23 protein-coding genes are annotated in these 22,153 nt (G+C 57.2%); 18 read left to right on the plus strand and 5 right to left on the minus strand.

The genetic code is table 11. The annotated features are described in order from the left end of the window. The first annotated feature begins 22 nt into the window (after positions 1–22). The 10 genes from purH (at position 23) to BMY44_RS16350 (ending at position 10,029) form a co-directional block, all read left to right on the plus strand. A complete protein-coding gene (gene purH / locus BMY44_RS16305; protein WP_089997221.1) occupies positions 23–1,612 on the plus strand; it encodes a bifunctional phosphoribosylaminoimidazolecarboxamide formyltransferase/IMP cyclohydrolase in 1,590 nt (529 codons plus the stop codon). Positions 1,613–1,621: 9 nt separating this feature from the next. Beyond that, entirely contained in the window at positions 1,622–2,113 is a 492-nt protein-coding gene (gene lspA, locus BMY44_RS16310) for a signal peptidase II (protein ID WP_089997222.1), read from the plus strand. A 52-nt stretch (positions 2,114–2,165) separates the two neighbouring features. Next, entirely contained in the window at positions 2,166–2,666 is a 501-nt protein-coding gene (locus BMY44_RS16315; RefSeq protein WP_089996952.1) for a DUF3035 domain-containing protein, read from the plus strand. A 2-nt stretch (positions 2,667–2,668) separates the two neighbouring features. After that, positions 2,669–3,265 (plus strand): hypothetical protein, encoded by a 597-nt coding sequence (locus BMY44_RS16320; protein ID WP_089996953.1) that lies wholly within the window; start codon positions 2,669–2,671, stop codon positions 3,263–3,265. 87 nt (positions 3,266–3,352) lie between these two features. Then, positions 3,353–4,684: a M16 family metallopeptidase gene (locus tag BMY44_RS16325; protein WP_089996954.1), complete on the plus strand. Its 1,332-nt coding sequence runs from the start codon at positions 3,353–3,355 to the stop codon at positions 4,682–4,684. Beyond that, on the plus strand, positions 4,684–5,994 hold the full coding sequence (locus tag BMY44_RS16330) for a M16 family metallopeptidase (RefSeq protein ID WP_089996955.1): 1,311 nt from the start codon (positions 4,684–4,686) through the stop codon (positions 5,992–5,994). Before BMY44_RS16325 ends, BMY44_RS16330 begins: the two co-directional genes overlap by 1 nt. A gap of 54 nt (positions 5,995–6,048) precedes the next feature. Further along, the gene (mutL, locus tag BMY44_RS16335) at positions 6,049–7,857 is read left to right on the plus strand and encodes a DNA mismatch repair endonuclease MutL (RefSeq protein ID WP_089996956.1); all 1,809 of its coding nucleotides are present in this window, start codon (positions 6,049–6,051) and stop codon (positions 7,855–7,857) included. Then, complete coding sequence (locus tag BMY44_RS16340; protein ID WP_089996957.1) at positions 7,854–9,086, plus strand: DNA recombination protein RmuC; 1,233 nt, start codon at positions 7,854–7,856, stop codon at positions 9,084–9,086. Before mutL ends, BMY44_RS16340 begins: the two co-directional genes overlap by 4 nt. 37 nt (positions 9,087–9,123) lie before the next feature. Next, a complete protein-coding gene (locus BMY44_RS16345) occupies positions 9,124–9,492 on the plus strand; it encodes a hypothetical protein (RefSeq protein WP_089996958.1) in 369 nt (122 codons plus the stop codon). A 195-nt stretch (positions 9,493–9,687) separates the two neighbouring features. Then, entirely contained in the window at positions 9,688–10,029 is a 342-nt protein-coding gene (locus BMY44_RS16350; protein ID WP_131801635.1) for a hypothetical protein, read from the plus strand. 60 nt (positions 10,030–10,089) lie between these two features. Here BMY44_RS16350 and BMY44_RS16355 read toward each other — a convergent pair whose 3' ends face one another. Together BMY44_RS16355 and BMY44_RS16360 are read right to left on the minus strand one after the other, a co-directional pair. After that, a complete protein-coding gene (locus BMY44_RS16355) occupies positions 10,090–10,743 on the minus strand; it encodes a ChrR family anti-sigma-E factor (protein ID WP_089997223.1) in 654 nt (217 codons plus the stop codon). 8 nt (positions 10,744–10,751) lie between these two features. Next, positions 10,752–11,303: a sigma-70 family RNA polymerase sigma factor gene (locus BMY44_RS16360; protein WP_207510568.1), complete on the minus strand. Its 552-nt coding sequence runs from the start codon at positions 11,301–11,303 to the stop codon at positions 10,752–10,754. A gap of 226 nt (positions 11,304–11,529) precedes the next feature. Here BMY44_RS16360 and BMY44_RS16365 point away from each other — a divergent pair, with 226 nt between their 5' ends. From BMY44_RS16365 to BMY44_RS16390, 6 genes are all read left to right on the plus strand, one after another. Beyond that, positions 11,530–12,828, plus strand: a complete 1,299-nt coding sequence (locus BMY44_RS16365) for an NAD(P)/FAD-dependent oxidoreductase (protein ID WP_089996960.1) — start codon at positions 11,530–11,532, stop codon at positions 12,826–12,828. After that, positions 12,825–13,580, plus strand: coding sequence for a DUF1365 domain-containing protein (locus BMY44_RS16370; protein ID WP_089996961.1), 756 nt, complete (start codon positions 12,825–12,827; stop codon positions 13,578–13,580). The genes BMY44_RS16365 and BMY44_RS16370 overlap by 4 nt, the downstream gene beginning before the upstream one ends. Beyond that, a complete protein-coding gene (locus BMY44_RS16375) occupies positions 13,577–14,803 on the plus strand; it encodes an MFS transporter (protein ID WP_089996962.1) in 1,227 nt (408 codons plus the stop codon). Before BMY44_RS16370 ends, BMY44_RS16375 begins: the two co-directional genes overlap by 4 nt. Before the next feature lie 5 nt (positions 14,804–14,808). Continuing rightward, complete coding sequence (locus tag BMY44_RS16380) at positions 14,809–15,381, plus strand: DUF3833 family protein (protein ID WP_089996963.1); 573 nt, start codon at positions 14,809–14,811, stop codon at positions 15,379–15,381. A gap of 1 nt (position 15,382) precedes the next feature. Continuing rightward, a complete protein-coding gene (locus tag BMY44_RS16385) occupies positions 15,383–16,120 on the plus strand; it encodes an SDR family NAD(P)-dependent oxidoreductase (protein WP_089996964.1) in 738 nt (245 codons plus the stop codon). 288 nt (positions 16,121–16,408) lie between these two features. Beyond that, on the plus strand, positions 16,409–16,735 hold the full coding sequence (locus tag BMY44_RS16390; RefSeq protein WP_089996965.1) for a DUF3775 domain-containing protein: 327 nt from the start codon (positions 16,409–16,411) through the stop codon (positions 16,733–16,735). Here BMY44_RS16390 and BMY44_RS16395 read toward each other — a convergent pair. Genes BMY44_RS16395 through BMY44_RS16405 form a run of 3 tightly spaced genes read right to left on the minus strand, consistent with a single transcriptional unit; the run spans position 16,732 to position 19,039 of the window. Then, positions 16,732–17,793: a saccharopine dehydrogenase gene (locus tag BMY44_RS16395; protein WP_089996966.1), complete on the minus strand. Its 1,062-nt coding sequence runs from the start codon at positions 17,791–17,793 to the stop codon at positions 16,732–16,734. The two genes, BMY44_RS16390 and BMY44_RS16395, sit on opposite strands and share 4 nt — an antisense overlap. Then, a complete protein-coding gene (locus BMY44_RS16400; protein WP_089996967.1) occupies positions 17,790–18,392 on the minus strand; it encodes a glutathione S-transferase family protein in 603 nt (200 codons plus the stop codon). Before BMY44_RS16400 ends, BMY44_RS16395 begins: the two co-directional genes overlap by 4 nt. Further along, on the minus strand, positions 18,392–19,039 hold the full coding sequence (locus BMY44_RS16405; RefSeq protein ID WP_089996968.1) for a histidine phosphatase family protein: 648 nt from the start codon (positions 19,037–19,039) through the stop codon (positions 18,392–18,394). The genes BMY44_RS16400 and BMY44_RS16405 overlap by 1 nt, the downstream gene beginning before the upstream one ends. Positions 19,040–19,216: 177 nt before the next feature. Between BMY44_RS16405 and recQ the strand changes: the two genes are divergently transcribed. Next, positions 19,217–21,253 (plus strand): DNA helicase RecQ, encoded by a 2,037-nt coding sequence (gene recQ / locus BMY44_RS16410; RefSeq protein ID WP_089996969.1) that lies wholly within the window; start codon positions 19,217–19,219, stop codon positions 21,251–21,253. 74 nt (positions 21,254–21,327) lie between these two features. Further along, positions 21,328–22,110 (plus strand): peroxide stress protein YaaA, encoded by a 783-nt coding sequence (yaaA, locus tag BMY44_RS16415; RefSeq protein ID WP_089996970.1) that lies wholly within the window; start codon positions 21,328–21,330, stop codon positions 22,108–22,110. The last annotated feature ends 43 nt before the right edge of the window (positions 22,111–22,153 follow it).

The raw sequence follows: 22,153 nt of genomic DNA on the forward strand, positions 1-22,153 counted from the left end.
GCGCTATCTTTGGGGGCCAAACATGACCGACCTGCATCCGATCCGCCGCGCACTACTTTCTGTTTCCGACAAGACGGGGTTGATCGACCTCGGTAAGGCGCTTGCCGGGCACGGGGTCGAATTGCTCTCCACCGGCGGCTCTGCAAAGGCGCTGCGCGATGCGGGCCTGGACGTGAAAGATGTGGCCGACGTGACAGGCTTCCCTGAAATGATGGACGGACGTGTAAAAACGTTGCACCCCGTCGTCCACGGCGGGCTACTGGCGCGGCGTGATCTGGATGGCCACGTCGCGGCGATGAAAGAACACAACATCGGCGGAATCGACCTGTTGGTGGTGAACCTGTATCCATTCGAGGAAACCGTCGCGAAAGGTGCGGATTTCGATACCTGCATCGAAAACATCGACATTGGTGGACCCGCGATGATCCGTTCAGCAGCCAAAAATCACGCGTTCGTCAATGTGGTGACAGACGTCGTTGATTACGCGGCTGTGCTTGCGGAAATGGACGCAAATGGTGGGCAGACGACGCTGGGACTGCGTCAACGTCTGGCCCAGACCGCCTATGCCCGCACTGCCGCATATGACACGGCTGTCAGCACATGGATGGCCAAGGCGATTGATACAAGCGAACCACGCCGCAGGTCGTTTGGCGGCACGCTTGCGCAATCGCTCCGCTACGGCGAGAACCCGCATCAGACAGCCAGCTTCTATACAGACGGCACCGAAAGTCCGGGCGTTGCGACGGCTGTGCAACATCAGGGCAAGGAACTGTCCTATAACAACATCAACGACACTGATGCGGCCTTTGAACTGGTCGCCGAATTCGATCCCGCAGACGGGCCTGCAGTTGCGATTATCAAGCACGCAAACCCCTCCGGCGTCGCACGCGGCGCGACATTGCTTGATGCCTACAAGAATGCATTCGACTGTGACCGCACATCTGCGTTTGGCGGGATTGTCGCGCTCAATCAGCCGTTAGACGAAGCCACGGCAAAAGAGATCAGCGGGATATTCACAGAAGTTGTCATCGCCCCCGGTGCGTCCGATGCGGCAAAGTCCGTGTTCGCCGCAAAAAAGAACCTGCGTCTGTTGACGACAGACGGATTGCCCGACCCGAAAGCGGGCGGGCTGACGTATCGGCAGGTCGCTGGCGGGATGCTGGTGCAGGACAAGGACGTCGGATTTGTCGGACTGGACGATCTGAAAGTCGTGACCAAAGTCGCACCAACAGATGATCAGATGGCTGACCTGTTGTTCGCTTGGAAGGTCGCCAAGCACGTCAAATCAAACGCGATTGTCTACGTGAAGGACAAGGCGACGGTTGGTGTCGGTGCGGGACAGATGTCGCGACTTGATAGTGCGTTGATCGCCGCAAAAAAGGCAGAGCGCATGGCCGAAGCGATGGACCTGCCAGAACCCCTGACCAAAGGGTCAGCGGTCGCGTCCGACGCGTTCTTTCCATTCGCTGACGGATTGCTGGAAGCGGTCGCCGCTGGTGCAACCTGTGTCATCCAACCCGGTGGGTCTATGCGCGATGACGAGGTGATCGCAGCAGCAGACGACGCTGGAATTGCGATGGTCTTCACCGGCATGCGTCACTTTCGGCATTAAGGAAAAATGATGCGCATAGTCTTCTGGACAGGGTTTTGGGTATTTCTGGCCGATCAGATCACCAAGTTCTTCGTGCTCTACTGGATCAAACTGCCAGAACTCCCAGGAGAGCGTCTAGACGTCTTTCCGCCTTTCTTGGTTTTGAAAATGGCACGCAACCGCGGTGTCAACTTCGGGCTTTTTGCCGACTATGACATGCGCTGGGTACTGATCGCTGTCGCGTTCCTGATCTGCGGCGGTGTGCTGTGGTGGCTGCATAAATCCGGGGGAACAAAATGGACCTACATCGCCGCTGGTGTCTTAATCGGTGGCGCGCTTGGCAATGTTGTGGACCGGCTGCTTTACGGGTGGGTGGCGGATTTCCTGAACATGTCGTGCTGTGGCATCCATAACCCCTATGCGTTCAACATCGCTGACATAGCGATTTTTGCCGGGGCGGTGCTGCTGGCATTTCTGCCCGAACCAAAGACACCAAAGCGCCCCAAGAAAAAGGCGGCGTGACGAAGCAGTCGGGTTGAGCTACACAAACCTGCGAGACGACGAAGGAAACGCGATGCGTGGCATAGTTTTGATTGGTGCAGCCCTTGCCCTCGCGGCATGCTCCGGCGGTGGTGGATTGCGGGACCTGCGGACAGACACAGGTGGGCCCGATGAATTCTCGGTCGTGCCCGGTGCGCCGCTCGAATTGCCTGAAACGCTGACATTGCCACCGCCAACACCGGGCGGAACAAACCGAACAGATGCAGCACCCAAAGCTGCCGCGATCGCAGCACTCGGCGGGTCACCGGCGGCGGCATTTGCAGGTGGAATTCCAGCAAACGATCAGGCGCTTGTCGCGCATGCAGGCCGCAATGGGCTGCAAAGCGATATTCGCGCAGTTCTGGCAACAGAAGACGCGGCATTCCGCGCGCGCCGTGCGCGTCTGAATACATTCAACTTGCTTGGGACGGATCAGTATTTCCGGGCCTATGCGCGCCAGTCACTTGATGCTTATGCCGAATTGAACAGATTCCGCGCAGCCGGCGTGCAAACCCCAACTGCGCCGCCCCGCTAGGGATGGGCTTCCGCGTAAGCTATATCATCACACCGATACAGCCACGCGATGTCGTCGCACCGCTGGGCTTTCGCATCGGGGTCGAAACGGATGCATTGCCCTACGACGAATGGTGGGTCGGCACGCTGAAATCCAACGGCATGACAGTTCTCTGGTCAGAGGCCGAAGAATTCGCTGCATCAGTAAAGTCCGAACTTGCCGCAATGTCCAAGACCGCACCCGTTTACGCCTGCACCGTCAATGAAACGGTCATGTCCTCCGACGCTTCTTGCTATCAAGGCGGGCACAAGGTTTGGCAGGTGACCTGGCATGGCGAAGACGGGATCAACAAGGAAAACCTTGTGGCGACTGGTGCGCTACCAGATGGCTTCAGCGAAATCCGGGATCGCTTGACGGCTCGTCAGGACGCAGAACAGGACGCTGTTGATCATATGTTCGAAATTCCCTTGGAAGCAGTCGCTTCGATTGCCGGGTTCCGGCACGACAATGATCTTACCAACGGCACCTTTGCCCGGTTCTTCCGTATCACGACGGCAGATGATGTTAAGACAATGAAACCTGTAAAACGTAGCCTTCTTGCAAAGATCTTCGGGCGCTGACGCCATCTCACATCCGCGTATGGCCGCTTGAAGCTGCGCACGGGTGACGTAAGTAGACACTGAACGAAACAGCTGGAAGTCTGATTTATGCGATTGATTGCTGCGGCACTGGCTTTGGTTCTGTCCACGATGGCAGCCAAGGCTGAAGAGGTTACCACATTCACGCTTGATAACGGGATGGAAGTCGTCGTTATCGAAGACCATCGTGCGCCTGTCGTGGTGCATATGGTCTGGTACCGGATAGGGTCAGCAGATGAACCGGTCGGTGCATCGGGTGTTGCGCATTTCTTGGAACATCTGCTGTTCAAGGCAACAGACAAGCTGGAATCTGGTGAATTTTCAGCAGTTGTCGCGGCCAACGGTGGATCAGACAACGCCTTTACCAGCTATGACTACACCGCCTATTTCCAACGCGTTGCAGCCGACCGGCTGGAATTGATGATGGATATGGAATCCAATCGGATGAATAACCTGCGGATCACTGCGGCAGACATCGAAACCGAACGCAATGTCGTGCTCGAAGAACGCAACCAGCGCACGGAAAACAACCCTAACGCACTTGCGCGCGAGCAGTTCGCAGCCGCGCTTTATCAAAACCACCGCTATGGCGTTCCGATCATCGGCTGGAAGCACGAGATGGAACAACTCGAACTGGAAGACGCGCTGGACTTCTACGACCTTTATTATTCGCCCAACAACGCCATTCTTGTGGTCGCTGGCGATGTCGACCCCAACGAGGTCAAAGCACTGGCCGAGCAGTACTACGGTGTGATCCCGGCCGAACCGGAACTGCCCGATCGGATCCGCCCCGAAGAACCGCCGCAGCGGGCCGAACGGCGGATCACCTATGTCGATCCGCGCGTCTCGCAACCGTATGTGACGCGATCCTATCTCGCGCCCGAACGTGACGCTGGTGCGCAGGAAGAAGCCGCCGCGCTGGTCTATCTGGCCGAACTTTTGGGCGGGTCACCATTCACATCCGCGCTGGGCATGGCCCTGCAATTTGACACGCAAACCGCCGTCTACACGAATGCGGGTTATTCCGGCAGTTCGCTGGATGACACGTCATTCGGTATCACGGTCGCCCCATCCGAAGGCGTCACGTTGTCAGAGGCAGAGGCCGCGATGGATCAGGTAATCGCGGACTTCATCGAAGCGCCGATAGAGGCCGACAGGCTTGAACGCATCCGTGCGCAAGTCCGTGCCTCTGAAATCTATGCCAAGGACGACGTGTCGGGTCTGGCGCGGCGCTATGGCGCGGGGCTGACCCAAGGGCTGACCATCGAAGATATTCAGGCATGGCCAGACATCCTCCAACAAGTGACCGAAGAAGACATCAAAGCCGTCGCAGCTAAAGTGCTGAACCGCGACCAGTCCGTGACCGGTTGGGTCGTTGCCAGTGAAGAGTATGCAAAGTGATGAAACGTCTTGTCCTGACCTTATGGTTCGTCGTTATCGGTTCCGTCGCTTTTGCAGAAATCGACATCAAGACGATCACATCTGACGGCGGCATCGACGCATGGCTTGTCGAAGAACCTTCGATCCCATTCGTCGCGCTTGAAATCCGTATTCGCGGCGGCACGTCCCTTGATGCACCGGACAAGCGCGGCGCGACAAACCTGATGATGGCACTGATCGAAGAAGGTGCCGGTGATATGAACGCCCAGGAATACCAGACGAAACTGGAAAGCCTCGCGGCCAGTTTTTCCTTCAGAGCCTATGACGACAGCCTGTCGATTTCCGCGCAGTTCCTCACCGAAAACCGTGACGAAGCTCTTGCGCTCCTGCGCGAGGCGCTGGTGAACCCGCGGTTTGATCAGGATGCTATCGATCGCGTCCGCGCTCAGGTCATTGCCGGTATCGCAAGTGACGCCAAGAACCCCAATCGGATTGCAGGTGCCACACTGAATGCGGCCGCTTTCGGTGACCATCCCTATGGGACAAACCCGGACGGCACCGTTGAAAGCGTAGGGGCGTTGACGCGCGACGATCTGATCGCCGCCCATCAGGCGACGATGACCAAGGACCGCGTTTACGTGGGGGCCGTCGGTGATATCACCGCTGCAGAACTGGGTCCGATCCTTGACACGCTGCTCGGCGACCTTCCCGAAAACGGCCCGGATTTCCCTGCTGACGTGCCATTCGGTCTCGAAGGCGGCGTCACCATCGTCGATTACGAAACGCCGCAATCGGTCGCCCTTTTCGGTCACGAAGGAATCAAGCGCGACGATGAGGATTTCTTCGCCGCCTACATCATCAACGAAGCTTTGGGCGCTGGTGGATTTGAAAGCCGTCTCATGGAAGAGGTGCGCGAAAAGCGCGGTCTGACGTACGGCATCAGCACGTTCCTCGTACCGAAATTCCATGCGGAAATGTATCTGGGGCAAGTTGCGTCTTCCAACGATACGATCGCACAAGCTATCGAGGTCACGCGCGCTGAATGGGCCCGTATGGCCGAGCACGGCATGACGCAGGAAGAACTCGACAGCGTCAAAACCTATCTGACAGGGGAATACCCGCTGCGCTTTGACGGGAACTCCGAAATCGCGTCAATCCTCGTTGGCATGCAGATGACGGATCTGCCACCTGACTATGTCGTCAACCGAAATGACTACATCGAGGCGGTCACACTGGAAGACGTGAATCGCGTTGCTGCAGAACTGCTGCGGCCGGAAGACCTCCATTTCGTTGTCGTCGGGCAGCCGGTAGGGCTGGAAGCGACTGAATAACCGCCGCTTTTCCACTCTCGCAGAATCGGAACAGGACATGCTACACCTTGTGGCATGTCCTTTGCTGACCCCCAGATAAAGCCCCAACCTGTCATCCGACAGCTTGATGAAGCCGCCATCAACCGCATCGCTGCGGGCGAGGTCGTCGAGCGTCCGGCATCCGCCGTCAAGGAACTGGTGGAAAACGCTGTTGATGCAGGCGCGACCAGGATCGAGGTTGTCATCGCTGACGGGGGAAAAACCCTGATCCGCGTGACCGACAATGGATGTGGCATCGCGTCGAATGATCTGCCGCTCGCCCTTTCCCGCCACGCGACATCGAAAATCGACGGGTCGGACCTTCTGAATATCCACTCCTTCGGTTTTCGGGGGGAGGCACTTCCGTCGCTCGGCGCTGTTGGTCGCCTGACGATCACAAGCCGCGCGCAAGGGCAGGACGCCGCCGTCATATCGGTAGATGGCGGCAGGATGTCCGCTGTCAAACCTGCCGCTGTGACTGCTGGCACAATCGTCGAGCTACGTGATCTGTTCTATGCGACACCGGCGCGATTGAAATTCCTGCGCACCGACAGGGCTGAAAATCAGGCGATTACGGATGTGGTCAAACGGCTGTCAATGGCAGAACCGTTCGTGACATTTATCCTGCGCGATGTCTCGGGCGGGGACAGTCGCACCGTTTTCCGCACAGACAGTGAAACTGGAGATCTGTTCGACGCCCTGCACGGGCGTTTGCGTTCAGTCTTGGGCCGTGATTTTGCAGAGAACGCGCTGGCAATCGATGCAGAGCGTGACGGGTTCCACCTGACCGGCTATGCCGCGTTGCCGACCTATTCCCGTGGTGCCGCCGTTGCGCAGTTCCTTTTCGTAAACGGCAGGCCGGTCCGTGACCGCATGCTTCTTGGCGCTTTGCGCGCTGCTTACATGGATGTTCTGTCGCGGGATCGGCATCCGGTGGCGGCACTGTTCGTGGATTGCGAACCGGAACTGGTCGACGTGAACGTGCACCCGGCTAAATCAGAGGTGCGGTTTCGCGATCCCGGGGCGGTGCGCGGCCTGATCGTCTCGGGCTTGCGACATGCCTTGGCGGGGGCAGGGCACCGTGCGTCAACAACCGTGGCAGGAGCAACGTTGGGCGCGATGCAGCCCGCACAGACGGAACCACGCATTTATCAGATGGACCGGCCAGCACCCAGCTTTACCGCCCGCTCTATGACCTTCCAGTCCGGTTTCGCAGAAGCACCTTCGGCGCGGATCGAACCGGTGGTCGAAGACGACGTTGACCAACTCCCGCTTGGCGCGGCCCGCGCACAGGTCCATGAAAACTATATCATTGCCCAGACCGAAACGGGCATCGTCATAGTCGACCAGCACGCCGCGCACGAGCGCTTGGTCTATGAGAAACTGAAAGCACAAATGGCCGACAACGGTGTGGCAGCGCAGGCGCTTCTCATACCCGAAATCGTGGATCTGGACGCCGCAGAAGCTGCCGATCTATTGGCGCTTTCGGCAGAGCTTTCACAACTCGGGCTGACAATCGAACCATTTGGTGGCGGGTCGATCGCGGTCCGCGAAACCCCCGCTATTCTAGGCGAAGTGAATGCAGAAGCGATGATCCGGGACATTCTGGATGAATTGGCTGACCAAGGCGACAGCGCCAGCGTCAAAACCAAGATTGAGGCCATCCTATCGCGTGTCGCCTGTCACGGGTCGATCCGGTCGGGCCGCCGTATGCAGGGCGCTGAAATGAACGCGCTGTTGCGCGAAATGGAAGCGACGCCCCTGTCGGGGCAGTGCAATCACGGTCGACCCACCTATGTCGAATTGAAACTGTCAGATATCGAAAGGCTCTTCGGGCGCACATGATCCAGATCGGTGACCAGTCCTTTGACCAAACCACAGTCATCATCGCCGCGATTTTGGCGGCGATCATAATTCTGTTCATGGTGCTCTTGATCATGGTTGTGCGTCGCGCTGGTCAATCCGCAGAAGCAGTCAACTATGTTGCCGGGCAGGTAGGGCGACTGGCGCAAGACGTGCAGGTTCTGGGGCAAGGGCAGAACCAGCTTGCTGGCAATATCCAGACAGTCAGCGACGCGCAGGCCAACGCGCAGGTGCGTGTCATCCAGACGATGGAAACGCGGCTTGCCGAAGTGCAGGCGCAGATGGCGGACCGATTGGCCGACAACGCAGTCAAATCCGCGCGTTCCCTGTCCGACTTGCAAGAGCGGATGAAGGAAACGTTGACCGGCAGTTCTGAAAAAACGACGAAAAGCCTGACAGAATTGCAAGAACGGCTCGCGACGATAGACAAGGCACAAACCAACATCGAAAAGCTCTCAGGCGACGTTTTATCGTTGCAAGACATCCTGTCCAACAAGCAACGGCGCGGGATGTTCGGGGAAATCCAGCTGACGGATATCGTTGGCAAGGCTCTGCCCAGCGACAGTTTTGCATTGCAGGCCACGCTTTCAAATGGAAAGCGGGCCGATTGCCTTGTCCATTTGCCCAACCCTCCTGGTCCGATCGTAATCGACGCGAAATTCCCGTTCGAGGCATACGAGGCGCTTGCGGCAGCCGAAACACCGGATGCGCAGAAGGCCGCCCTGCGCAATCTCGGGTCAGCGGTACGAGTCCACATCAAGGCGATATCCGAGAAGTACATTATCGAGGGTGAAACAGCGGACGGCGCAATCATGTTCTTGCCGTCAGAGGCGGTCTATGCGGAACTGCATGCGCGCCTACCGGAAGTCGTGCGCGAAGGCTTCGCCGCCCGCGTGTGGATCGTGTCGCCCACGACCTGTATGGCAACGCTGAACACGATGCGCGCCATTCTGAAAGATGCGCGTATGCGCGAACAGACCGGGGAGATCCGAAAGGCGCTTCGCATGCTGCATCGCGACGTCGAGATCATTGGCGAAAAGGCGGGAAAGCTCGAAACGCATCTGCGGCAGGCGGGCGAAGATGTTTCCGGTGTTCTGACGGCGGCAACGCGGGCCGGCAAGCGAGCAGACCGGCTGGACAACTTCGACTTCGAAGAATTGTCACCAACGTCAGATGATAAGGTCGTTCCCCTTGCGCAACCAAAACCCTAAGGGCAAAGTCCCACGAAATAGTTTAAAGGTAATTCAGATGCAGAAGCCTGTTTTGTGCGCTTTGGCTCTTTCCGGATTGGCCGCCTGCTTTGGTGAACCACTGACCTGGAAGCAGAACCCGGTCGTCGTCCAGCGCTTCTATGCCGAACAGTTTCAGGATCAGCCATTTGACGTCGGACCGGTTTCAGTTCTTTCGGAAGAGCGTGGAAAGCTGCGGACCTACCTGCTCACGCCATGCCGAAATGGCACACGTGTTTGCGGCGCGCACGTTGGATCCGTATCCAAGACGCCTGATTTTACAATTGTTTCAGGGGCCTATCCTGGACGTACTTTCTACCTCTCGCCGGGTGGTGATGGCTATTTGCTCGTGAACGGGCGCACCATCTCGCTTGCGTGGAACGAATAATTCAACGACCGGGGTGATGGCATCGTGCCATGGGCCCTCTTTCCCGATTGTGACGGCAATCGCGCCGTGTTTTTTGCTTTTTTATGACCACAGAGATTACGAGTGACAGAGTTTACGGAAACCGCAAGAGACGTGTCTGAACAGTTATTGGAACGATCTGGGACAGCAATGCTTTCGGGTGAATTTGAGGAGTTTTTGAGCTGCTTCGAGTTGCCGAACGAAATCCATACCTTTGACGGGTCGCAAATACTCAAGACGATAGAAGACGTGCGTAGGGTCTATGACAAGGTGCGCTCGTTTTACGTGCTGGAAAACGTCACTGACCTTGTGCGCCGTTGTGTCGAAGCAGAGTTTCAGGATGAAACCACAGTTTCTGCCGTCCATGAATCCCGACTTCTAAGCGGTGACCGTCAGATCAACGAACCCTTCGCGGTCTTTTCTATTATCAAGTTCACAGTGGGCGGCTGGAAACTGGTGCGCAGTGACTATGCGGTTGATCATCCACCGGCACTAATCGCCGCACTGTGTCAGCGTTAAACACCCGCTCACACAAAAAAGGCCCGCAATGCGGGCCTTTATTGACCAGTAACCGACCCACTAAATCCGCATGAATTTCTGCGCGATTCTGGGCAGCAAGCTGTTGAACTGCAGTGGCGCATCAGTCGCGGCAAGGCAGATGCAATCCACACCTTCAGCAGCGACGGGCGTGTGAACCAGATCTTCGTTTGCAACTTCGATATCGCCTGCAGCGAAATAATCGTCATCGTCAGCAAATGCACCCTGCAGAACCAACGTCAGTTCGGTGCCATTGTGGCCGTGATCCGGCATTGCCGCGCCTGCAGGGATCTTCAACAACCGTACAGTTGCACGATCCGATGTCTTAAGGATCATCTGGCTGACCCCGCCACCAACCTTGCGCCATTTCACAGCGTCAATGTCGCCTGAAACATAGTCACGCAGTGGCGATGGAAACACACCGCTCTTAACAGCAAGCGAGTTCAAAGGCTCCTCGGCAGGCGCATCGGAAATCAGTGCCATCGTTGCCGCGAGGCTGTTTTCAGCCATTTCGACCGCGTCTGTTTTCATCATCACTTCACCGCCCACAGCATCGTACTCTGCCAAGGCAGCGCGGCAGGTGTCGCACATGGAAATGTGCGAAGCGACGACGACATTGAACGCCTCTGGCAGCGTTCCGGCGGAGTAACCCATGAGAAGATCATTGGTGAGGTGATGTTTGATATTCTTTGTCATTGTACCGTTCATGTCATCGCGTGGCGCAAGCGTTCCAGCGCCAGCCTAATTCTAGATTTAATGGTCCCGAGCGGAAGTCCAGTTTCCGTAGCAATTTCAGAGTGCGACAAATCGCCAAAATAGGCCTTTTCGATCAGGATCCTTTGTTTCTCCGGGAGCGAGGCCAAGGCTGCGCCCAAACGTTCTGTATCTTCTGCCAAGGCCATAACGTCGGCTTGGTCTGGTTCGGCTTCCGGTCCCCAAGGCAATTCCTCGGGTTCCGGCCTGCGGTCCTTGCGTAGAAAATCGATGCGCCGGTTTCGGGCGATCGTAAATATCCACGTCGACACGCTTGCCTTTGCAGGATCAAACAAGTGTGCCTTCCGCCACAGCGTTGCCATGACATCTTGGGCGCATTCTTCAGCGACATCGTGCGCAGCGCCCGACTTCATCAGAAACGACTTCACGCGCGGCGCGAAATAGCCAAACAACTCTGCAAAAGCAGCCTTGTCTTGCTGGTCGCGCACCGCCTGCATCTGGGCAATCCAGAGCAACCGCTGGTTCATTTTTGCGTCCGTCATGTCTCCCGCTTTCAAAGAGCAGCGCTTTGCCCTTGTGTGACCCGTATTGGGGGGTAGCACAACATCCTTGGCATCGGCTGTGATCTCTTCTGAGGCCGTAAACATATGAAATTTACGCAGGTCTTCGCCGGTTGGATCAAAACTTTTTTCAAGAATTATGCATCCGGCTTTCTTCTTCGCCGTATCAAGCATAACAACGACTTGCTGGTGATGGGGAAGACAATAAATGCCATTCGAAACAGGAACAGCAGCGCCGCGCTCGGTGGCTGTGATCGGGGCAGGCATATCAGGCATGGGGGCCGCCCATCTTCTGGCAAAGGACCACCGGGTCGTTCTGTTCGAAGCTGAAAAGCGTCTGGGAGGGCATGCACGTACCAAAATGGCCGGTCCGAACCGGGATGTACCTGTTGATACAGGGTTTATCGTCTTCAACTATGCCAACTACCCGAACCTGACGGCACTGTTCGAGCATCTTGATGTGCCAGTGACCGAAAGCAACATGAGCTTTGGAACCTCCTTCGATGGCGGTCGCTTGGAATATGCGCTTACCAGCGTCGGCTCCTTATTCGCGCAAAAGCGAAACCTCGCGAACCCGAAATTTTTGCGCATGGTTCGTGACATTTTTCATTTTAACAAGCACGGTCTTGCGGCAAGCCAGGAAGACGGTCTGACAATCCGCGGACTTCTCGAGAAGCTTGGTCTGTCTCAGTTTTTCGCCGATCACTACCTGTTGCCGTTCTCTGGGGCGATCTGGTCGACGCCAAAAGAAAAGATCATGGATTTCCCGGCGCACGCGCTGATGAAATTCTTCGACAATCACGCGCTGCTTGGGGCAACCGGCCAGCATCAATGGTATACTGTTAAAGGTGGTTCCTCAGAATACGTCACGCGGCTGGGTGCCGATATGTTCAAGCGTGGCGTCGATATGCGGTTGGGTGCCGCGATCGACGGAGTGCGCCGCACGCCCTTGGGGGTAGAGGTCAAGGCACGCGGTGGCAACTGGGAACAGTTCGACGAAGTTGTCTTCGCGACCCACTCAGACACGACGCTCGCGCTTTTGTCCGATGCCACTGCCCAAGAAAAAGCGACACTCGGTGCCATTCGGTATCAGCCCAACAAGATCGTGCTTCATTCAGACACATCTGTGATGCCGAAACGTAAGCCTGTTTGGGCTTCATGGGTCTACACCGAAGCGGCAGGCAAGACCTGCGACCAGATCGACCTAACCTATTGGATGAATTCTCTGCAAAGCTGGCTGACTGACCGTGACTACATGGTCACGCTGAACACGACACGCGACATCGACCCCAAATTGATCTGGGACGAGGTGTCTCTCGCCCATCCGGTTTACGACAACGCCGCACTCGCTGCACAAGAACAGGCAGCGATAATGAACGGGTCCAATCGAACATGGTTCTGCGGGGCCTGGATGAAGAACGGCTTTCATGAAGACGGGCTTGCCTCTGCCTATGATGTCGTTCACGCGCTCAACGCTGTCGAGCGCCTGAAAGTCGCGGCCGAGTGAGTACTGTCGATCATATCAGCGGCGAGACGTATCACGGGCGCCGCGGCGCAGTGAAGAATGCCTTCCGCTACTCTATCGACTACGTCTTGCTGGATGCAGATGCGGATTTGGAAACGCCAACATTGTTCGGGCGCAACAAGGGCGCGCTGATGTCTGTGCAGAACAGCGACCATGGCGGTCCGCCCAAACATGGCCGCGGTGCAGCTTGGGTGCGGGACGTACTGAAAGCGCATCAATTGCATCTTGCTGGCCGCATTGATTTGCTGGCCCAACCGCGTGTGCTGGGCCATGTCTTCAATCCGGTGTCTTTCTGGCTTTGTCATGACAAGGCAGGCGTTCTACGTGCGGTCATCGCCGAAGTGACGAACACGTTCGGCGACCGCCATTCGTATTTGTGCCATCACGAGGACCTGCGTGAAATCACGAAGACCGAAACCCTTGCCGCGCAGAAAATCATGCATGTTTCACCTTTTCAGCCAATAGATGGCGGATATGTATTCAGATTTGATATCTCGGCCGAACGGGTTCACATCATCATAGACTACGCGCGCGGCAGTGGCGGCGTCATCGCCACCTTGAAGGGCGACCGTAAACCGATCAGCAATCGGTCGATCATCACCGCGGCGTTTCGTCGGCCTTTCGGGTCGCGCCGTGTTCTGACGCTCATCCACTGGCAGGCAATCAAACTTTGGTGGAAAGGTGCGACGTTCCGCAGTCAACCCACGCCGCCAAAGCAAGAGGTCACCCGGTGAGCGCGCTGCGCGACCGACTGCCCGCCTACAGCCTGTTTGCCGCCATTATCTCAGCCGCCGGGCTGCCGATCTATATCTACGCACCGAAGTATTACGCCGATACTTACGGCGTCAGCCTGACGGCACTTGGCACGTTGCTTTTCGTGCTGCGTTTGTTTGATGTCGTGCAGGATCCCTTACTTGGGTGGATCAGCGAACGGTTGCGGCATGGCAAGGCGCTCTGGGTCAGTCTGGGTGCTGTTTTGCTCGCCGCTTCAATGTTCGGTCTGTTCGGCATTGCGCCCCCGATCAGTCCGTTCTGGTGGTTCGCTATTACGATCACTGGTCTTTTCAGCGCATTCAGCTTCCTGACGATCAATTTCTACGCGCAAGGTATCAGCAAGGTCGGCGATGACGACTCCGGACATATCAGGCTGGCTGCATGGCGGGAAACCGGCGCACTTCTGGGGGTGTGTATCGCAGCTGTCGCGCCGACGCTGCTGATGGATGCCACAGACGACCCTTTTGCCGTTTTCGCACTCGGATTCGTCGCGGTGACTGCGCTTGCTACGCTCTACATGTGGCCGGAATGGAAGGGTCGGACAGAAACAGAGCCTTCGCACATTAAAGAAATCCTCAGCGACACATTGGCGCGGCGCCTGCTGATCCTGGCACTTGTGAATGCGACGCCCCTTGCTGTTTCGTCGACGCTGTTTCTCTTCTTTGTCGAAAGCCGATTGGGCGCAAGCGGTTGGGAAGGCCCGCTTTTAGTATTGTTCTTTCTTGCCGCCGCGCTCTCTGCTCCGCTGTGGTCGGCCATATCAAAGCGCATTGGCGCAAAGAGAACACTCTTGACCGCCATGGTGCTTGCCGTGGCGTCATTCGGGTACACACTGACATTAGGGGTCGGGGATGAAATCCAATTCGCGGTTATCTGCGTACTATCAGGAGCAACCATCGGAGCAGACCTGACACTACTGCCCGCGATGTTTGCGCGACGGATGTCCAAAGTATCGCCCAATGGCGGTCAGGGTTTTGGACTTTGGTCATTGGTCAGCAAGTTCACACTGGCCTTTGCGGCGGCGATCTTGCTGCCGCTTCTGGAGAACGCGGGTTTCCGTGCGGGCGCGACCGATTTGCCCGACGAGGCCCTGACGATGTTGACGGTGCTTTACGCCTTGGTGCCGTGTTTATTGAAACTGGTGGCAATTGCTTTGCTGGCCGCCACCAAACTGGAGGATTAAACGCCATGTCGTTTCTTCCCTACGTTCTGATCGGCATGGCGCTTGCGTTCATCGCGGTAATTATGAAGTCGCGCTATGTTTCTTTCTGGGGTCAGTCCATCAGCGATTATCCAGAGGGACCTCAGTTCGATATCCGTGAACGGTTCAACGGCGCAATCCAATGCGAAGGCGTAATCTATGGCCCCACAGGCCGGGTATCATCACGCTTCGTCGCTGAATTTGACGCCGTGTGGAAAGGCAACGTGTGTGTTATGAAAGAGATCTTTCATTACGACAGTGGCAATGTGCAAAATCGTGAATGGAAATTCACCCTTGGCAATGACGGCAAGTTCAATGCAGAGGCTCCGGATGTCATCGGTACCGGTCTGGGCGAACAAAAAGGCTCCGCCGTTCTGCTTAATTACCGCATCAAACTGACCGAAGAGGCGGGCGGCCACGAACTTGATGTCACCGACTGGATGTATCTGATGCAGAATGGTTCGATCATGAATCGTAGCCAATTCCGCAAGTTCGGGTTCAAAGTCGCCGAATTGGTCGCCACAATGCGACCCAAAGAAATATCCTACGCAGGAGAATGATGTGACGCAGTGGCAGGGAAAACGGTATTGGCTCGTGGGTGCAAGCGAAGGGTTGGGACGCGAGGTCGCATTCTGTCTCTCGCGGGCAGGGGCCGAGGTCATCGTTTCAGCCCGTTCCGAAGACCGTTTGAAATCTCTTGTGGAAGAATTGCCAGGAAAGGCATCCTACAAGACGCTTGATGTCATCGATCGCGAGGCCGTTGAAAAGGTCGCTGAAGAAATCGGCGACATTGACGGGTTGGTGTATCTGGCCGGTGTCTATTGGCCGATGAAGGCGCAGGAGTGGGACAACGAAAAAGCTGATATGATGGCGCAGGTGAACTACCTTGGCGCGTCACGCTGCGTCGGGGCTGTCATTGGCCGTATGATCGAGCGTGGCGAAGGCCACATCGTCCTGACTGGTTCATTGTCCGGTTTCCGCGGTTTGCCGGGCGCAATCGGATATTCCGCTTCCAAAGCCGGACTCATGGCGCTTGCAGAATCCATGCAAGCCGATCTGCGCACGTCGCCGATCAAGGTCCAAATCGTCAATCCCGGTTTCATCAAAACCCGCCTGACCGATAAGAACGATTTCAAAATGCCGTTCATCATGGAACCTGAAGAAGCGGCAAAAGAAGTCTTCGAGCACATGAACGACGACACTTTCAAGAAAAGCTTCCCAATGGTCTTCTCTTGGGTCTTCCGCTTGTCGCAGTTCTTGCCGGACTGGATGTATTTCCGGATCTTCGGGTCCAAATAGCGTCGATATACGGTGTTTATCCGGTCTTGTGGACGCCCCGCGTGACAAAGCATGGGCTGGGCGGCCTCATTGACTGAATCAGATAATGGCGCGGCCTGATGCAACGCTGATTTAGGGTTGCCTGCGCGTTGAATGCGGTCAGGTGTCGCAACGAAAAACGCATGCTCCTCCCCAAACCCATGGCGCGCTTGACAGCATTCGCACTGCCTGACCGCAACTGACTTGCGCCAGATCAAAGCGGCCTGACTTCGAATCCCGCACGTTCTTCCAAGATAGAGGGAGAGTGCCATGCTACCGATTTCACCATCGCAGATCGCAGAGGTCATCATACTGGCCCGCGACATGGGCCGCAGCGAAGCAGAATTCGATGGGTTCGTCTGCCGGTTGGCGCAGGATGAACAAGCCGGATTGGTCGCCGTTTTCTGGATTGGACGGGGCAGCTTCGACGTTGACGATCTGGAACTGGCGATTGAAACCGCAGCAAGCGAGGCGACGATCCCGACAGAAGAATACCTCAAAGGCTCACCCCATCTCGCCGACCACCTCGAAGCGGGCTTGGACGCTTTAGGTATCGACGCCACGGACGTCGAAGATGATCTCTACCGTCGCGCCTAGTCTGTCAAGGCGGCGGTTGCGCGTTTGAACACCTCCAATGCGCGGCCCCATACGCCGGACTCAATGCGGTCCAGCGTCATCAAATGCGGCAGCAACTGCGCGGCATAATCTTCGCTGCTTTCGACTGGTAGCATCGACGGCAGATTATCAATCGCCGTGACGTCAAGCGGCGGATTGTCATGAACCCGCAGCGCCGGAGCGTCCCAAGTCGTTGTGCGGTCATAGACCTTGATCGGTGAAAAGTCGCTGTCAGGATCACAGGCGATATCACCGATCACCGTCAGCCGCCTGTCAGCGATTTTCGCGCTTTGGGGCACAAACACAGGGGTACCGGGACGCGCGAGGATACAGTTGAAAAAGATGTCATGCCCAAGGATTTCCGGAAACGGGCCGCCATGCGCCGTTTCATTCATATCCCATTTCGTCGTCGCGACACCCATCTCGCGGCAAAGATCGGCCGCACCGGTGCCGACACGACCCAAAGCCCCAATGATCAGTGCAGTCGGTCGGTTCGTGCCTGCCTGCACCAGCTTCGTTTGCAGATCTGCAATCAAGTGGCCCGCGCTGGGATAGGTTCCAACAGGTCCGGCGATTTTGCCTTGTTGCTGTGCCACCCAGCATTGGATCGCAACAGCAGCACCCGCAAAGCCGGCCCAATACCCGAATGCAGCGACACGTCGCCCGTCCGCGTCCACCAGATACTCAAGATCGAAAAGCGTCCCACCGCCTGCGCAAAAGCGCTTCAAAAGAACCTGACCAGAAGGTTGCCCCTTATAGGCATGACCAAAAAGAATATGGCGATGGGCCAATGGCATACCGTCATCGGGAAGCTCTTTGAGTCCGAATATAATGGCGTCCGCAGGGGCAGTTGGCCAGCTTCCCTCAGCCGCTGTCGCACACCCGACTGCCGCGTAATCGGCCAGCGGGATACACCGCTGACGGCTATCCTCCACTGTAACTTCAAATCCTGCCGCGATCATCTGGGCCGCACCCTGCGGCGTGATCCCGACACGTTCTTCATTCGCGCGCGGTTCGGCCCTGACCCAAAGGTGTGTCATAGCATCCCCGCGTCTTTGACCCACTGGACCGAGTCGCGTGTGGTCATCATGGCAAAATAAACGGCCAGTTTCGGAAAGTCGGCAATGTTGACCCCGTCGCCCTCCAGCCAAGTCAGGACCACGTAAAGATAGGCGTCAGCGGCTGTCAGGCTTTCACCGGTGGCAAATGGAACAAAGGCCAATGTGTCCTCAAGATATTGCGCGCATTCGGCCATCGTTTCAGGCACTTTCGCCCTCATATCGGCAAAGCTGCTGTCTTCGTTCGCCCACCGGCTGCCGCGCATTTTGTGCGCGTGGGCGACATGCATGGTGGACGCCAGATAATACATCAGCTCGCGCATCCGGGCGGCGCGAAACGGATCGCCTGGCACAAGCGCGGGGGCAGCAAATTCCAGGATAGCACCCGTTTCGGTCAGGATGCCTTGCGGGGTTTCCAGTGCCGGAACGCGGCCTTTCGGATTAACTGCGTGATAGGCCTCTTGTGTTTGTTCCGCCTTGGCAAAATCGACCTTGATCGGCTCAAAGTCCCTCCCGGCTTCTTTCAGCCCAATGGCGACGGCGACAGATATGGTGTTCGGTGCATAGTGCAGTTTGAGCATCAGTAGTTCGTCCGCGCAGCCAGCCGATCTGAATGATCCAGATGCGGGGCGCTGTTGAAGGTTGCAAGGATCGGTCCGTGGGGCGTCACATGGATACGATGGACCGAAGTGTTCAGGATCGGCAGCGCAATATGCGCCATGCGCGGGATATCAAGGCCAAGCAAATGGGAAACCGCCCGTGCGATGATCCCGCCCGACGTCACACAAAGGACCCGCTTTCCAGGTTGCGCGGCAAGGTTAAGAACCTCTTCTACCCGGTCGCAGAAATCCTCAAACGTTTCATTGCCCTTGATCCGACCCTCCTGCCAGGCATGCAGGGTCGCCGGGAAATGCACTGCAAAGTCCTCCGGTCCGGTGCGGGGAATTTCTGGGTGCAATGCGTCCATTTCCGCGATGAGGTCGTAATAAGTGATCTCATTCAGGCGCGCGTCGATGATCGGGTCAGCATATCCCAGACCGACCGCCGTTTCGCGCTGTCGCCGCAGCGTCCCGGCATAGACCGCATCAAACGGTCCGTCATGGGCGGCCATCCACTCGCCAAGCCATTTGGCCTGCGTGTGCCCCAGCTCTGTCAGCTGGTCGTAATCCTCTTCGTTGTCGGCCGCAGAATTGGCCTGCCCGTGCCGGACTAATGTGATCTCGCCCATGGTCTCTCCTGTTCGCGTCACAGGGGTAGGCCGTGGGCGCACAGGAGGCAAGCGACCGCACCGCTTCAGACCGGCTTTTTATGAAAAGAAGCACGCGCGGAACTCTTGTTAACGGACCATTCATCATGGATAGTAAGGGTAAGAGCAGAAAACTAAAAAAACCGACAGGACCATCCCATGCGCGCTGCCACGCTGCTTGCCGAAGTGTTTGGATTCGACGCTTTCCGGCCTGGGCAGGAAGAAATTGTCGATGCGGTCACGCAGGGGCGCAACACGCTTGCCATCATGCCGACCGGCGGCGGGAAATCCCTGTGTTTCCAGCTTCCGGCACTTTGCAGGGGTGGCGTCACCGTTGTCATTTCTCCGCTCATTGCATTGATGCGCGATCAGGTGCGCGGCCTGCGCGAGGCAGGGGTCTGCGCCGGGGCGCTGACCTCTGGCAATACAGAAGAAGAGACAGACCAGGTCTGGGCTGATCTGACGGCGGGCAATATGAAACTGCTTTACATGGCACCCGAACGGCTTGCCTCTGGCGGTACGCAACGGATGCTGATGGAGGCGGGCGTCAGCCTGATCGCCGTGGACGAGGCGCATTGCGTCAGCCAGTGGGGGCACGACTTCCGCCCTGATTACCTGCGGATCGGCGAATTGCGTCGCGCGCTTGATGTCCCACTCGCGGCATTCACAGCCACCGCAGATGCCGAAACGCGCGAAGAGATTGCGCAAAAGCTGTTCGACGGTGTTCAACCCGAAACATTTCTGCGCGGTTTTGACCGGCCGAATATCCATCTGGCGTTTTCGGTCAAGGACGGACCGCGCCAGCAGATCCTTGCATTTGCCGCCGCCCGGAAAGGACAATCCGGGATCGTCTATTGCGGCACACGGGCCAAGACGCAGACACTTGCGCAGGCCCTGCGCGAAGCCGGACACACGGCCTGCCACTATCACGGCGGCATGGAAGCGGACGACCGGCGCGAGGTTGAACGGCGTTTCCAGCAAGAAGACGGTTTGATTGTTGTTGCGACAATCGCTTTTGGCATGGGCATCGACAAACCGGACATCCGCTGGGTCGCACATGCGGACCTGCCCAAGTCGATCGAGGCGTACTATCAGGAAATCGGGCGGGCAGGACGTGACGGTGCACCTGCGGAAACGCTCACCCTCTTTGGGCCCGACGACATCCGTTATCGCCGCCAGCAAATTGACGAAGGGCTGGCCCCGCCCGAACGCCGTGCCGCCGATCATGGGCGACTGAACGCGTTGCTTGGCCTGGCAGAAGCTTTGAAATGCCGACGTCAGAATCTGTTGGGATACTTCGGGGAAGACCCGCAACCCTGCGGCAACTGTGACCTCTGCGACAAACCGGCAGAGGTATTTGACGGCACGACACCCGTCCGTATGGCGCTGTCGGCGGCGTTGCGTACAGGCGAATGGTTCGGCGCTGGGCATCTGATCGACATTCTGCGCGGTGTGGACACTCCCAAAGTGCAGGAACGCGGACATGCAGACCTGCCAACCTTCGGGGTTGGCAAGGAATACGACAAGCGGCAATGGCAGGCGATCTTTCGGCAGATGATGGGGCACGATCTTTTGCGACCCGATCCAGAACGCCACGGTGCGCTGCGCATGACGGACAAGGCCCGCCCGATCCTGCGGGACGAAGCGACAATCGAATTGCGCCGCGACACGATCCGCGCTGCAAAAGGTGACGGTCCCAAAGTGCGCCAGATGGTTAGCGAAGAAGATGCGCCATTGCTTTCGGCCCTCAAAGCCAAACGCCGCTATCTCGCTGAACAGGCAGGCGTTCCGGCCTACATCATCTTCAACGATCGCACCCTGATCGAAATGGCTGAAAGCAAACCTGCGAACCTTGACGCGATGGCGCGTGTGGGTGGCGTCGGTGCGAAAAAGCTTGAAAGCTACGGCCGCGCATTCCTCGAAGTCATCAGCGGCGCGCAGGACGAACTGCACCCGGTCCGGCGCAAGCTGGCTGGCCGCAACGAAGGCGACGTCTACGACCGGCTACTTGCAGTTCAGACTGAACTGCAGCGCGGTCCACACGGCGCCGACAAACCGATGAGCATGTCGGCATCCATGCTGGCCAAGGTGGCGCAACTGCGCAGCGCAGACCGCACGCACCTCGAACGTTTGATCGGTGAAAAATATGCCGAACGGTTTGGGGATGCTTTTCTGGAAGTACTCGAAGGCGTGTAACGGGCGCATTTCGCCCGCTTGCTTTCCCGCTGTCCGGCCTATGTGTTACACCGCGCCGCAAAGGAGTTCCGCCCATGCTGACCGTTATTTCGCCTGCCAAATCTCTGGATATGTCGCCCGTTTCCGTGGCCCCGACACAGCCGGAATTTCAGGCAGATGCAGTGCGGTTGTCGAAAACGGCACGAAACCTTACCCTGACCGATCTGAAAGGATTGATGAGCATTTCAGACGATCTCGCACGCCTAAATCGCGACCGGTTCAAGGCCTTCTCAGCCGAACCCGCAGCAGAAACAACAAAGCCAGCGGCACTAGCCTTCAATGGCGATACGTACCAAGGGCTCGAAGCCAAAACGCTGAACGCTGATGATCTGGCATGGGCGCAGGTTCACCTGCGCATCCTGTCGGGGCTCTACGGGCTTTTGCGCCCGCTCGACGCGATCCAACCCTACCGTCTTGAAATGGGCAGCCGCTTGAAGACGCGCCGTGGCAAATCACTCTATGACTACTGGGGCGATACCATTGCCAAGGCGCTGAATGCGCAGGCAGAGGCGGCCGGAACCGACACGTTGATCAACTGCGCATCGCAGGAATACTTTGGCGCGGCGGATCGCAAGGCCCTGAAACTCAAGGTCATCACGCCGCAATTCATGGAAATCAAGGACGACCGCCCGCGGATCGTCAGCTTCTTTGCCAAACGGGCGCGGGGCGCAATGGCGCGCTACATCATTGAAAACCGCATAACCGATGTTGCTGACATCAAAGGTTTCAATACGGGCGGTTACACCTTTGACGGTGATCTCAGCGATGAAAACGGCTGGGTGTTTCTGCGCGATTATCCCGAATCTCAGGCTGCCTAGGTCTGGTAAACCTGACCTAGAAGACAGTTGAAGGAATCCGGAC

The sequence above is a fragment of the Cognatiyoonia koreensis genome, assembly GCF_900109295.1.
In the GTDB taxonomy this organism is placed as follows: Bacteria; Pseudomonadota; Alphaproteobacteria; order Rhodobacterales; family Rhodobacteraceae; genus Cognatiyoonia; species Cognatiyoonia koreensis.